Source organism: Acinetobacter sp. Gutcm_16 (assembly GCF_028649355.1).
GTDB classification, from domain to species: domain Bacteria; phylum Pseudomonadota; class Gammaproteobacteria; order Pseudomonadales; family Moraxellaceae; genus Acinetobacter; species Acinetobacter johnsonii.
In genome coordinates, this window is sequence record NZ_JAQSUV010000035.1 from 117,409 (window position 1) to 130,096 (window position 12,688).

At 41.2% G+C, this 12,688-nt stretch carries 10 protein-coding genes; 4 read left to right on the plus strand and 6 right to left on the minus strand.

Annotated elements, in window-relative coordinates:
* Nucleotides 1-142: 142 nt before the first annotated feature.
* The 3 genes from PTT44_RS12975 to ahpC all read right to left on the minus strand — a co-directional run bounded on the left by PTT44_RS12975 (nucleotide 143) and on the right by ahpC (nucleotide 2,334).
* Nucleotides 143-346 (minus strand): hypothetical protein, encoded by a 204-nt coding sequence (locus PTT44_RS12975; protein WP_004696295.1) that lies wholly within the window; start codon nucleotides 344-346, stop codon nucleotides 143-145.
* Nucleotides 347-834: 488 nt separating this feature from the next.
* On the minus strand, nucleotides 835-1,566 hold the full coding sequence (gene gloB / locus PTT44_RS12980; RefSeq protein ID WP_168158901.1) for a hydroxyacylglutathione hydrolase: 732 nt from the start codon (nucleotides 1,564-1,566) through the stop codon (nucleotides 835-837).
* A gap of 204 nt (nucleotides 1,567-1,770) precedes the next feature.
* Nucleotides 1,771-2,334 (minus strand): alkyl hydroperoxide reductase subunit C, encoded by a 564-nt coding sequence (ahpC, locus tag PTT44_RS12985; protein WP_004982189.1) that lies wholly within the window; start codon nucleotides 2,332-2,334, stop codon nucleotides 1,771-1,773.
* A 344-nt stretch (nucleotides 2,335-2,678) separates the two neighbouring features.
* Between ahpC and hrpA the strand changes: the two genes are divergently transcribed.
* The 3 genes from hrpA to PTT44_RS13000 are packed head-to-tail and all read left to right on the plus strand — an operon-like array spanning nucleotide 2,679 to nucleotide 8,519.
* Complete coding sequence (gene hrpA, locus PTT44_RS12990) at nucleotides 2,679-6,596, plus strand: ATP-dependent RNA helicase HrpA (protein ID WP_168158900.1); 3,918 nt, start codon at nucleotides 2,679-2,681, stop codon at nucleotides 6,594-6,596.
* A gap of 30 nt (nucleotides 6,597-6,626) precedes the next feature.
* Nucleotides 6,627-7,739: a beta-ketoacyl-ACP synthase III gene (locus PTT44_RS12995; protein WP_148825780.1), complete on the plus strand. Its 1,113-nt coding sequence runs from the start codon at nucleotides 6,627-6,629 to the stop codon at nucleotides 7,737-7,739.
* A gap of 6 nt (nucleotides 7,740-7,745) precedes the next feature.
* A complete protein-coding gene (locus PTT44_RS13000; protein ID WP_171527531.1) occupies nucleotides 7,746-8,519 on the plus strand; it encodes a 1-acyl-sn-glycerol-3-phosphate acyltransferase in 774 nt (257 codons plus the stop codon).
* 23 nt (nucleotides 8,520-8,542) lie between these two features.
* Here PTT44_RS13000 and PTT44_RS13005 read toward each other — a convergent pair whose 3' ends face one another.
* The 3 genes from PTT44_RS13005 to PTT44_RS13015 all read right to left on the minus strand — a co-directional run bounded on the left by PTT44_RS13005 (nucleotide 8,543) and on the right by PTT44_RS13015 (nucleotide 10,679).
* Nucleotides 8,543-8,821: a hypothetical protein gene (locus PTT44_RS13005; RefSeq protein ID WP_168158899.1), complete on the minus strand. Its 279-nt coding sequence runs from the start codon at nucleotides 8,819-8,821 to the stop codon at nucleotides 8,543-8,545.
* 283 nt (nucleotides 8,822-9,104) lie between these two features.
* Nucleotides 9,105-10,088, minus strand: a complete 984-nt coding sequence (locus PTT44_RS13010; RefSeq protein ID WP_168158898.1) for an ABC transporter substrate-binding protein — start codon at nucleotides 10,086-10,088, stop codon at nucleotides 9,105-9,107.
* Nucleotides 10,089-10,091: 3 nt separating this feature from the next.
* On the minus strand, nucleotides 10,092-10,679 hold the full coding sequence (locus PTT44_RS13015) for an ANTAR domain-containing response regulator (RefSeq protein ID WP_004696311.1): 588 nt from the start codon (nucleotides 10,677-10,679) through the stop codon (nucleotides 10,092-10,094).
* A 610-nt stretch (nucleotides 10,680-11,289) separates the two neighbouring features.
* On the opposite strand from PTT44_RS13015, the gene PTT44_RS13020 reads away from it, so the two are divergent.
* A complete protein-coding gene (locus tag PTT44_RS13020) occupies nucleotides 11,290-12,639 on the plus strand; it encodes an MFS transporter (protein WP_058869915.1) in 1,350 nt (449 codons plus the stop codon).
* The last annotated feature ends 49 nt before the right edge of the window (nucleotides 12,640-12,688 follow it).

Genomic DNA, 12,688 nt, shown 5'->3' on the forward strand with positions numbered 1-12,688 from the left:
CCGTCCCCACCATCAGTAATGAAGCAAGGTATTAAGCCTTGCTTTTTTATTGCCTAAAATTTAATAGATGATTCATATATAAAAAAAGCCCCTTTAAGGGGCTAAATTTTGATTCATCACGCGAAGTAAGTATGGAGCAATTTTAGGCTTTCAAATGGTCTTCGAATTCTTCACCGAGCTGCATGGCTAAGTTATTGCCCGCTAGGTCGCAAGTCACTAGCCCATATTCTTTTTTAAAGCTAAAAGTAAAGCCACGGTTGTCTGCTAAGGTTTTAACTGAATAACCTAATTTCTCTAGCCAAATACGAAAGGCGATGAGGTTTTTTGCTTTCACTACTTTTTTCACGAGGATATTCCTTTTTCACTGATAAATTATTAATAGGGATATTTCACGCTTTTTTAAAGGGTATTTTTATATATATTTTTGTTTTTGTCTCTATTTAAAGCAATCTAAACTAAGGCGAAAACGTATAGAAAGCATAAACGATAGTTTTTCATTGTTTAAAATAATTTTATCATGATGAAAAATAATAATATTTTGAGATGAGTCTCAATACAATGGAATTATGTGCGTTCGTGATAGAGAAATATTTTGTCGTAAATAGAAATGTAATGATTTTTTTCAAAGTCTGGGTATTTTGAGACAGTATTATCATCCAGTCTTGGTCGTGATCACTCGATTCTGGCATCGTGTGGCTTGAAACTGCATTGGTTGAAACTTTGAGAGCTCAAAGGTTAAGGGGGAAGCCCCAACTGATCGTTTTAACTCAATAGAAGCATACATACATAATAGGAGACTGCGTTCGTCAGCAGTCTCTAGAAGGGGGAGACCAATTAAAACTGATCCTTCAGATCACGCAGTCGTTTAAACTCTTCAACATTTTCTGTACGTAAAAAAGGATTGGTTTCAAGTTCGATCTCAATACTGCTAGGAAGGGTGCATTGGCCCAAATAGCGCATGGTTTCGACACGATCTAAACGCTCTTGAATAGCGATATTGTCTGGTTCGACATGGTTGGCAAACTTCGCGTTAGAGAGCGTGTATTCGTGCGTACAATAGACTTTGGTTTCGGCAGGCAAAGCTGCTAAACGATTGAGCGAATGGTACATCTGCTCATGTGTACCTTCAAACACTCGCCCACAGCCCATAGCAAACAGGGTGTCACCGCAAAATAAAGTCTGGATGGATTCAATAAAGTACACAATATGGCCCAGTGTGTGGCCAGGAACTGCTAAAACGTCGACATGTAAATCATGAAATGAAAAATAGTCATCATCCATCAATGCATGGGTGATGAATGGAATTTTAGATAATTCCTCACGTGGCCCATACACAGGAATATTCCGACTCGCAAGCAGGTCAGCGACACCGCCAATATGGTCTTTATGCCAATGAGTCAGCCAAATTTGAGTAATGCTTAAGCCATGTTCAGTGCAATAATCTTGAACTAATCCAGCCTCAGTTGGATCAACCACCACGACTTGCTTTGATGAGGTGTGTTCCAGTAGCCAAATATAGTTTTGGAGTTGGTTTTTCACATCAATCATATGAACTTGATAAGTCATTTTTCTTCTTCAAAGAGCTGCATGTATTCATTCTACTGTAGCGGGTACACGCACTGAATTCCAGTCATGAATTATGTGTAGCGCATAAAGGATAGCTCTTTCTTATTCTATATTTTTCTCTTTCTAGTCATATTGTGCTGTTATCTTGGCCATAAAAAACCACGCTAAAAAGCGTGGTTTTTTATGTGTTCAATCTAATTTAGATTAGATTTTACCTACTAGGTCGATTGAAGGAGCAAGAGTTGCTTCGCCTTCTTTCCATTTAGCTGGGCAAACTTCACCTGGGTGAGCGTGAACGTATTGAGCTGCTTTAACTTTACGAAGTAATTCTTGAGCATCACGACCAATACCACCAGCGTTGATTTCAACGATCTGGATTTTACCTTCTGGATCGATTACGAAAGTACCACGGTCAGCAAGACCAGCAGCTTCGATTAGAACGTCGAAGTTTTTAGAAAGAGTCCAAGTTGGGTCGCCGATTAATGGGTATTGGATTTTACCAATAACTTCAGAAGTGTCGTGCCAAGCTTTGTGAGTGAAGTGAGTGTCAGTAGAAACACCGTAGATTTCCACGCCTAATTTTTGGAATTCAGCGTAGTTGTCAGCAAGGTCACCAAGTTCAGTTGGGCAAACGAAAGTGAAGTCAGCTGGGTAGAAGAATACTACAGACCATTTGCCTTTAAGATCTGCTTCAGTTACGTCAACAAATTGACCGTTGTGATATGCAGTAGCTGCGAATGGTTTTACTTCAGTATTAATCAAGCTCATCATTGTCTCCATGATTGGGGTTTGTATTTAATGTTGAATAGGGTATCGAAATTTTTGTTATTGCTGAAACAGTATTTTTACATTACAAGAATCGGAAAAACCGAATCTTACTCCAGACTATTTCAGCGAATGTGATCATTCTGTTCATTTAGCATGATAAATATGATGACCAAATGACAAAATCATCTATTCCGCAACTCGTCTACAGACATGATGTCCCTAGGCTTAAAATTCAAGGGGATATTTGAAAAAAAGTTAAAATTAAAAAATTATGCTGTACTTTCGCTTCGCTGTATTACCACGTAAACTAAGCGATTGATGTTTTTGATGTAGGTATTTTTTCTGTGCAGCGTCCTTTAAATATAGAGCAATTGGTGATGGTCAAAGACCGTTATCGTTTAAACCGACTCAAAAAAGGAAAAGATGCCAACGAAAAGCAATATCAAGCATTATTTGAACAGTCGCATTTAAAAGTTCTAGAGCGTATTGAACGCATTCCGAATATTAAACTGAATCAAGACCTGCCTGTTACGCAGTATGCAGATAAGTTAATTGATGCCATTCAAGAGCACCAAGTGATTATCGTTGCAGGGGAGACGGGTTCGGGTAAAACCACACAGCTACCGCAAATTGCGATGTTGGCGGGTCGTGGTTTAACCGGTCTGATTGGTCACACACAGCCACGTCGTTTGGCTGCACGTAGTGTGTCCCAGCGTATTGCGGAAGAAGTTGGTGAGAAACTTGGCGAGTCTATTTCTTTTAAAGTTCGTTTTAATGAACAAGGGTCGCAGGATTCGATCATTCGTTTAATGACGGATGGTATTTTGCTGGCGGAGCTGGCCAATGACCGTTATCTCAATAAATACGACACCATTATTATCGATGAAGCGCATGAGCGTTCGCTTAATATCGACTTTATCATGGGGTATCTCAAACAGCTATTACCCCGCCGTAAAGATTTAAAAGTCATCATCACCTCCGCAACTTTAGATGTAAGCCGTTTTAGTCAGTACTTTAACAATGCACCTATTTTTGAAGTAGAAGGTCGTAGCTTTCCAGTCGAACTACGTTATCGCCCAGTCTCTGAGATGAGTATTGTCGGTAGTGATGATGATGAGTTTGATGACTTTGAAGAAAACCTACCTCGTGCTGTCGTGCAAGCTGTGGAGGAGTGTTTTCGGGATGCGCAAGAAAAAGGCCATCCTGAATATGCCGATACTTTAATTTTTGCCAGCACTGAACAAGAGATTCGTGAATTACAAGAAACTTTGCAAAAGCATGGGCCGCGACATACAGAAATTTTACCTTTGTATGCGCGCTTGGCCTTAGCTGAACAACAAAAAATCTTTAATCCATCGGGTGGTGGGCGACGCATTATTATCGCCACCAACGTTGCAGAAACAGCGTTGACTGTACCCAATATTCGTTATGTGATTGACAGTGGTTTTGCGCGTATTTCTCGCTATAACTATCGTTCACGCGTACAGCGTTTACCGATTGAAGCGGTTTCACAAGCAGCAGCAAATCAGCGTAAAGGTCGTTGTGGTCGTATTGCCCCAGGTGTATGTATTCGTTTGTATTCTGAGGAAGACTTTCAAAGCCGCCCTGAGTTTACCGAACCCGAAATTAAGCGAACGAACTTAGCTTCAGTTATTTTGCAGATGCAAAGTTTAGGGCTGGGAGCTTTAGAAGATTTTGATTTTATTGAGCCGCCAGATCATCGTTTAGTCAACGATGGTCGTAAGTTGTTGGTTGAACTTGGGGCAATGTCTGATAAGAATCCGCCAAAAGTTACAGATGAAAAGCAGTCCGTAACATCTTCTTCTGTGGGTAAAGGAGGCATACAAGGTGGATTAACCAAAATTGGTCAACAAATGGCCAAAATGCCAATTGACCCACGTTTGGCCCGTATGATTTTGGGTGGGGCACATTTTGGCGTGTTGAATGAAGTCTTGGTGATCGTTGCTGCCTTGGCCGTACAAGACCCACGAGAACGCCCTGCGGATAAACAAATGCAGGCAGATCAAAAACATGCGTTGTTCCGTGAAGCCGATTCTGACTTTTTATTTTATATCAAACTTTGGGAAGCGCTGGTTGCCAACCGAGACATGAGTGAAAACAAACGCCGTACTTTTGCGCGTAATCACTTTTTAAGTTGGTTGCGTCTACGTGAGTGGAAGAAAACTCATGAGCAATTGGTTGATTTGGCAAAAGGCTTAAAGCTGTCTTTTAATGAGAAAAAAGCCAGTTATGAAAATTTACACCGTGCACTTTTAACAGGTTTGTTGTCTTTTATTGCCAATAAAACCGATGAACGCAATGTGTTTATGGCGGTGCGTCAGCAAAAGGCCCGCATTTTTCCAGCATCTACCTTACATAAGACCAATACGCCTTGGGTCATGGCTTTTGAGATGGTAGAAACCTCACAGGTCTACATTCGTACACTAGCAAAAATTGAACCTGAGTGGATTTTGCTTGCAGCAGGTGATTTGCTGAAGCACCACTATTTTGAGCCGCACTGGTCGAAAAAAGCAGGTGTGGTCAATGCCTATGACCAAATTTCACTATTTGGCTTAATTATTGAGCCGAAACGTCAAATCAACTATGAAAAAGTCGACCATGTTGCAGCACATGAAATTTTCCTTCGAGATGCACTGACGACACGGCATTTGGGCATTACGCCACCATTTTTAAAACACAACCTGCTTAAACTTGAAGAAGTAGAGCGGGTCGAAGATAAGCTACGCCGCCGTGATTTGGTGGTAGATGAAGAAACCATTTACCAGTTTTATGCGGCTAAAGTTCCTGAAGAGGTCGCAAGCCGTCGTAGTTTTGAAGACTGGCGTGCAACGGTTGAACCGCAAAACCCACGTTATTTATTTATCGATGATGATGCGCTGTGGATGAATGACCGTCCAACCACGCAGCAGTTTCCTGATTTTTTACGCAATGGCGAACTGCGCCTTGCGGCCAGTTACCGTTTTGATCCAAGCCATGACGAAGATGGTGCAACAGTAAAAATTCCGTTGCAAGCTTTGCCTCAGGTGGATGAAAACTTGTGGTCTTGGGGTATTCCCGGTTGGCGTCAGGATTTAATGGAGGCGTTACTCAAGGCGCTGCCTAAAGATAAACGACGTCATTTGGTGCCTATCCCTGATACGGCTGCAAAGCTAATGGCGAAAGTAGATGCGATGCATTTGCAGCAGCATATTTTTAGTTTTTTAGCCTTCCAGTTACGTGGCGAACAAATCTCTGAAAAAGACTTTAGCTTTGATCGGGTTGAACAATATTTATTGCCGCTGATTAAAGTCATTGATGACAAAGGCCGTGTGATTGAACAAGGTCGTGATTTATCTGAGTTAAAAGCGCGTTGCCGAACAGAAACTCATAGTCCAGTCAAACAGCTCAAAGGAGAGTTTCAAGCTTTCCCTGAAAATTTTGTGTTTGAAGCATCACAAAAAGTGACGGGCGTGGTGGTGAAGCAGTATCAAGCTTTAGTCCCGACCAAGGCCTTTGCAGCATTGGAACAAAAGGATGAGTCCGGTGTCGTGATTCAGACTTTTAATGATCAAGCTGAGGCGATTAAACAGCACCGCGAGGGTGTACTTCGTTTGGTGCATATACAACTAGGGGATTTGGTCCGTCAGTTGAAAAAGCAAATTTCCAAACCGTTGGCATTGGCGTATTCACCTTTGGGCGATAAGGCGAAGCTGGAGCAAATGTTAGTTTATGCCACACTGCAAATGTCGATTAATGAACTGCCTGTTAATGCACAAGAGTTTGAAAACTTGCTTGCAAATGTCAAAAAAACATTTCTGACCCATGGGCAAAAAGCACTGGCAGATGTGACAGAGATCTATATTCAATGGCAGGATATACGTCGAAAACTGTTGGTTTTAGATGATGCAGTGTTTGGGAAAAATATTGATGATGTTGAAGATCAGCTAGATTTGATGTGCTTATCAAATTTTGTTTATGTGAAATCTTCCGACATCTGGCTTGAGTTTCCTCGATATTTGAAAGCATTGGTCTTGCGTTTGGAGCGCCTGCCCAATAACCTACAGAGGGATAATTCTGCCATTGATCAAGTTGACCCGTGGATGGAAAAATTATTTAAGTTTAAAAATGACACTCGCCTTAAAGAATTGTATTTCATGGTTGAGGAGTTTCGGATTTCTTTATTCTCTCAACCGATGAAGACAAAGATGCCCATTTCTCCGACTCGCTTGCAAAAAGTATGGGAAAAGCTTGGAATCAGTTAAGATATAGGTAATTTAAAGAAGGAGTTTTACATGGGCATCCGCATTACAGGTACGGGTCTTTATCATCCTGAAGACATCATTACCAATGAAGAGTTAGTTGAAAGTTTAAATGCTTATGTGGAACAGTATAACCTAGACAATGCTGACAAAATTGCTTCGGGCGAGTTGGAAGCCCGTCGTGGGTCAAGCGCAGAGTTTATTGAAAAAGCATCTGGTGTAAAACGTCGTTATGTGGTTGAGAAAACAGGGATCTTAGATCCGAAGCGTTTACGTCCATTGTTACATGAACGTTCAAATGATGAACTCTCGATTCAAGCCGAATGGGGCATAATCGCTGCAAAACAAGCGATGGAAAATGCAGGCGTGACTGCAGAAGATATCGATGTGGTAATTTTATCGTGTTCTAATTTACAGCGTGCTTATCCGGCTGTTGCAATTGAAATCCAAACAGCATTGGGTATTCAAGGCTATGCCTACGACATGAACGTGGCATGTTCGGCCGCAACCTTTGGCATTAAACAAGCGTATGATGCGATTAAAGCGGGCGGACGCCGTGTATTATTGGTGAATGTAGAAATCACCTCTGGTCATACCGACTACCGTTCACGTGATTGCCACTTTATCTTTGGTGATGTTGCAACGGCTTCAATCATTGAAGAAACCGACAGCAAAACTGGTTTTGAAATTGAAGACATTAACTTATTCACCCAGTTCTCAAACAACATCCGCAATAACTTTGGTTTCCTAAACTTAAGTGAAGTCGATGCAGACATTGAAAATAATCGTTTCGCTCAAGACGGTCGTAAAGTGTTCAAAGAGGTTTGTCCACTGGTTGCCAAAATGATTACAGCGCAACTTGAGAAAAACAACATTGCACCGACTGATGTGAAGCGTTTTTGGTTACACCAAGCCAATGCCAGCATGAATGAACTGATTCTGAAATTGGTCGTAGGCAAAGAAAATGCTCAGCCTGATTTAGTGCCGATCATTTTAGATGAATTTGCAAATACCTCTTCAGCAGGTGTCATCATTGCGTTGCATCGCACAGCAGACCAAGTCAATGACGGTGAATACGGTGTCTTGTGTTCATTCGGGGCAGGTTACTCTGTTGGTGCTGTGCTTGTGAAAAAACACGTCGCATAAGCCCGTATGTTGCAGGTTGAGCATGATGAAAAATGGATTAAACGCCTGAGTGCTTTATCCAAAGTTTATTTCACACCGACATTTATTGGTGCTGAACAGTTAGATGCATCACAACCTGCAATGTATGTAGGAAATCATTCTATGTATGGTGTGCTCGATTCACCTATGTTGATTGATTATCTCTACAATGAGCATCAGGTGGCTGTGGTCAGTATTGCTGATCATAGCCATTTTTATTTGCCACTGTGGCGCAGTGTGGTGAAAAAATTTGGTGCGGTTGATGGTGTTCCAGCCTATGTACGTGAAGCCATGCAACAAGGCTATTCCATTTTGGTTTTTCCTGGTGGCGGACGCGAAGTTTTAAAACGTGAGGGCGAACAGTACCAACTGATTTGGAAACAGCGCTACGGCTTTTTAAAACTTGCTCAAGAATTTGGCTATGACATTGTACCCTTTTCCGCTTTGGGCGGAGATGAAGTCTTTGATATTGGTTTTGATGCAAATAAAGTGGTTCAGCACCAATATTTTCAAAAGTTGCTACAAGTGCCACAGTTAAGTCGCTTGCTACGTAAAGGGGAGGTGATTCCATCTTTACCGAAACATTTGATTCCGAAACGCTTGCCTTTTTATTTTAAGTTTATGCCCAGACAAAGTTTGATGCATATTGAAAACCTAGAACAGTTACAGCAGTTCCGCGACTTGATTGCAGCAGAAATTTATACTGGGCTTGCAGACTTAAGAGTATTGCGTCAACAGCAACATGGTGACCGATTTGATTGAGCATTTACAGGCGTAAAATCTGCTTAGTCTTCCTGTAAATCTTTCAACAAATGTGCAATTTTTAAAGTATGGGTCTTATTCCCTTTGACTTCCATAACCTTATTTTCCACCCACCATAAATATTCAAAAATTTCAGTTTCACTGGCTTGTTCACAAATGAATTGAAATAAACTGGGTAAGTATTCCTCATACTCATCTTGTAGTGCAGGATTGCGATAGATACACAGGGGATCCCAGTCTTTAATCAGTATTTTGTTAATCGCATGTAATAAAGAAACATGTCGATTTTCCTCGGTAAACATAATGCACCCCCGCTGTCCTTGGGTTAGTTTGACGTTTAAAAAAGAAGTTGTGATGAAGATTATTTATCTATTGTTTTCATGTTTTAAAATATCTTAACGTGCTTTTCGCATGAGTAAATAGCACGCTCAGATAAATGGAAGCTAAAGAAAAATGTCTAATAAAGTGGTAGTAAAGTTAGATCACAGATTTACTTCAAAATATTATTCAGAATAAATGTTTCAAAATAGTGCGTAATTACGTCTTAAGTAACATGTAGTAATAATTTAAAAATCAAGTATTTTCTTAAATGACGCAATTTTCACTAATACCGTGAATTTCATCACTATCTAAATTTACATCATCCCATTTTTGCATTTGTTGTGTGAGCCAAACAAAATCCGAAACTTGCGGCTGGACTTGTTCGGGAATAAAACTACGAATGATGTTCTGAATCAGGTGATATTTTTCGACGTGAACACTTGCTGAACACGCAAAGCGAATGATGTTGTAATCGACCAAGACTTGCCAAACAGGCTCAAGATCTTGCATTTGTTTAAGTTCAACTTGTGCTTTTTGGATGGCTTGGACGAGGGCTGCAAGTGTATTAGGATTGGAGATAGCCCATTCTTGAGTCACAGCCAGTACTTTGTCTGCGACGCGAGGAATAATTTCTGAGCCAGTCGCAATGATTTGGCTATAGCCTTGAATTTCCGCTTGTGTGTTCCAAGGTTCCCCAACACAAAAACCATCGATCAATTGATTTGAAATGGCTTCCACCATATACGGTGGCGGTAAAGTGCGTAAATGTACGCGTTTGGCAAATTCAGGATTGGCCAACGCCAACCACTCGCGTAAACAATAATGATGAATAGACTGCTTAAACACATGGGCAATCGGAAGATACTGTTCATGTTGCATGACGCTAAAAACTTTTTGTGCAGTGGTGGCTGCATCGTCAGTTTTTTTGATATCAAGCGCGTAGCATAGTTTTTGGCTTAAGCTGATAAAAGCACTGTTGTAGCTTAAGACGAGAGGGGTTTGTAGCGGAATACCGAGTTGATCTTGAGCGAGTGCAGCAGCAGGCAACATGGCAGATAAACAATGCGCGGCGTCTAGAAAACCAAAAGCCAAACGATCTCTTAAGCTTGCCCAAGACGCTTCTTTGACTAAGCTCACGTCTAAGCCCACTTCCTCAAAAAAACCGCGTTGTTTAGCCCACAGTAAAGGAACACAGTCTAAAAGTGGAATATAGCCCAGATGAAGTTGTGACTTTTCGAGTTGAGCCATGACTTAGTCCTTGAGTTGAGATTGTAAAAGCTGTTGAGCATCCAACAGACGTCTTGCCATTTCACCGATGGTCATACGGTGGCTCATGGCATTTTTACGCAGCAATTGAAAGGCATCATCTTCAGATAGTCCATGTAATTGCATCAGCAAGACTTTCGCACGCTCCACATCTTTACGATCGGCGAGTTTATTTTTAGTATCCTGTAAGTCTGTGAGCAACTTTTTGTGTTTACGAAACTGTTCGATCGAGATTTCTAAAATATTTTCTAACTTTGAAGGATCGATCCCATCCACTATATAAGCCGTCACTCCAGCATCTATGGCACTTTTAATGGTGTCTTTATGGCTATTTTTAGTAAATAAAACAGTGGGTAGGTTAAATTGACTTACACAGCTTTCAATAATGTCACGTTGTGGATGGTCCATATCTAACAAAATGACATCCGCGCTTAATTGTTCAAGACGGCTAATATTGATGTGATCGATAATCAGGCAGGCAACCACATCGAAATCATGTTCGATGAGGGAACTTCGAATATATTGTGCGCGTTCTTGATTGTCATCAATCAATGCAATTTTCAGTTTAGGCATACTGTACAGTGCTCAGGAAAACCTGAAAATGAGATCTAAAAGTGTACAAGCAATTTAAATGCCAAACTTAACAAATGCCAGCTTTATCTCGAATCAGGCAGTCAATCTTTATCGTCGCGATTACAGACAAAGTATGCATGTTGCATATGTTGTGATCGGAGTTTTAATGAACGAATTTACGGATATTGATTCAGTAAATTGAAGTGTTGATGTTCTCAGTCGATTTGTACATCTAAGGGCGAATTTCTAGATGTCGTGCTTAGAACAAAGCAATGTCGTTTATTTGAGAAAACAGATGCTCATCGATAATGCAAAATGCACCAAGAGGTAGCAGTGTTTTAAAAAGTCGGAAAAACTAGCTGTTGTGCTTTAAAAAAAAAGAGCTGATTATATCGAATTATAAGATTTTATTTTAAATAAATCATTAAAAAACAACATATTAAAATTAAATTATAAATATTGGCACACTCGTTGCATTATCCCTAATGAGTCAAAGACGACTCTAAATCAAATTTGTAAGACGGCCAACGACGTCCGTTCTGATCGCTTCTACATCGCAAGTATTTGTGCTGTAGAAAAACTATACGCTCAGTTCAGTCTGGAGAAGGTTATGTCTTCAAATTTACATGCTAAAAAAGCAACAAAAATAAGTCTTTTCAGTTTTAACGGCGCAGCAATGAGAGCCTTCCATATGAGTTGGCTCGCCTTTTTTGTCTGCTTCTTTGCTTGGTTCGCTTGTGCGCCGTTGATGCCAGTGATTGCGGGTGAATTTCACTTAACCAAAGATCAAATTGCCAATATTAATATTGCAGCTGTCGCGATCACCATTTTAGTTCGTCTTATTGTGGGGCCGCTGTGTGATAAATACGGCCCGCGTAAAACCTATACCGCACTTCTTGTACTCGGCAGCATTCCAGTGTTTGGAGTCGCGTCTGCAAATAGCTATGAATCCTTCTTGTTCTTCCGTCTATTGATTGGTGCGATTGGGGCAAGCTTTGTCATCACTCAGTATCACACCAGCATTATGTTTGCGCCAAACGTAGTCGGGACTGCAAACGCAGCGACAGCAGGCTGGGGTAATGCAGGCGGTGGTGCAACACAAGTACTCATGCCATTGATGCTTGGTGCCTTAGTGATGTTTGGTGTAGAGCAAGCGATGGGCTGGAGAATTGCACTGATTGTTCCGGGTGTACTGATGCTGATCGTGGGGTTGATGTATTGGAAATTTACCCAAGACTGCCCACAAGGCAACTTCAAAGAACTTCGTGCAGAGGGTGTCAGTGTTGGTTCAGATAAAAAAGGTGGTGTAGCGATTCTGATGCATGCTGCGAAAAACTACCGTGTTTGGATTTTATTTGGTGCCTATGCCGCGTGTTTCGGGATTGAGATTTTTATTCACAACATTGTCGCGATGTACTACGTTGACCACTTTAGCTTTGGTTTAAAAGAAGCGGGAATGGCGGCAGGTATTTTCGGTTTACTGGCACTGTTCGCTCGTGCTCTGGGTGGCATTGTGTCAGACAAAGTTGCAACCAAAAAAGGGCTTGATGGTCGTACCAAAGTGTTGTTTGGCATGATTTTGCTGGAAGGTCTTTTCCTCGTCCTATTCTCTCAAATGAATACCCCTATCTTCGCGATTCTTGCAATGACAGTTTTTGCATTGTTCACGCACATGGCATGTGGTGCAACTTATGCCTTGGTGCCTTTTATTGATCGTGATGCCTTGGGTGGTGTGGCAGGCATCATTGGCGCAGGGGGTAACGTTGGTGCAGTGGCAGCAGGTTTCCTACTCAAAGGTATGTTGGATATTCAAACCACACTGATGATTTTAGGTGGCTTGGTGGTCATCGCTGCAAGTTTTGTTCTCATGATTCGCTTCTCTGTTGAGCATAAGGAAAAGGAACAGCGCTTATTCGAACAAGCGGTACATGATCGTAGCATTGCTGAAGCGCAAAACTAAATAAAGAGATTAAACCCAAGCCTCAAGGCTTAGGCAGAACAAATGAAAT

Excerpts from the sequence above, each read along its gene's own strand:
- gloB (WP_168158901.1), bottom strand. The coding sequence starts at position 1,566 with ATGACTTATCAAGTTCATATGATTGATGTGAAAAACCAACTCCAAAAC.
- ahpC (WP_004982189.1), bottom strand. The coding sequence starts at position 2,334 with ATGAGCTTGATTAATACTGAAGTAAAACCATTCGCAGCTACTGCATAT.
- PTT44_RS12995 (WP_148825780.1), top strand. The coding sequence starts at position 6,627 with ATGGGCATCCGCATTACAGGTACGGGTCTTTATCATCCTGAAGACATC.
- PTT44_RS13000 (WP_171527531.1), top strand. The coding sequence starts at position 7,746 with ATGTTGCAGGTTGAGCATGATGAAAAATGGATTAAACGCCTGAGTGCT.
- PTT44_RS13005 (WP_168158899.1), bottom strand. The coding sequence starts at position 8,821 with ATGTTTACCGAGGAAAATCGACATGTTTCTTTATTACATGCGATTAAC.
- PTT44_RS13010 (WP_168158898.1), bottom strand. The coding sequence starts at position 10,088 with ATGGCTCAACTCGAAAAGTCACAACTTCATCTGGGCTATATTCCACTT.
- PTT44_RS13015 (WP_004696311.1), bottom strand. The coding sequence starts at position 10,679 with ATGCCTAAACTGAAAATTGCATTGATTGATGACAATCAAGAACGCGCA.
- PTT44_RS13020 (WP_058869915.1), top strand. The coding sequence starts at position 11,290 with ATGTCTTCAAATTTACATGCTAAAAAAGCAACAAAAATAAGTCTTTTC.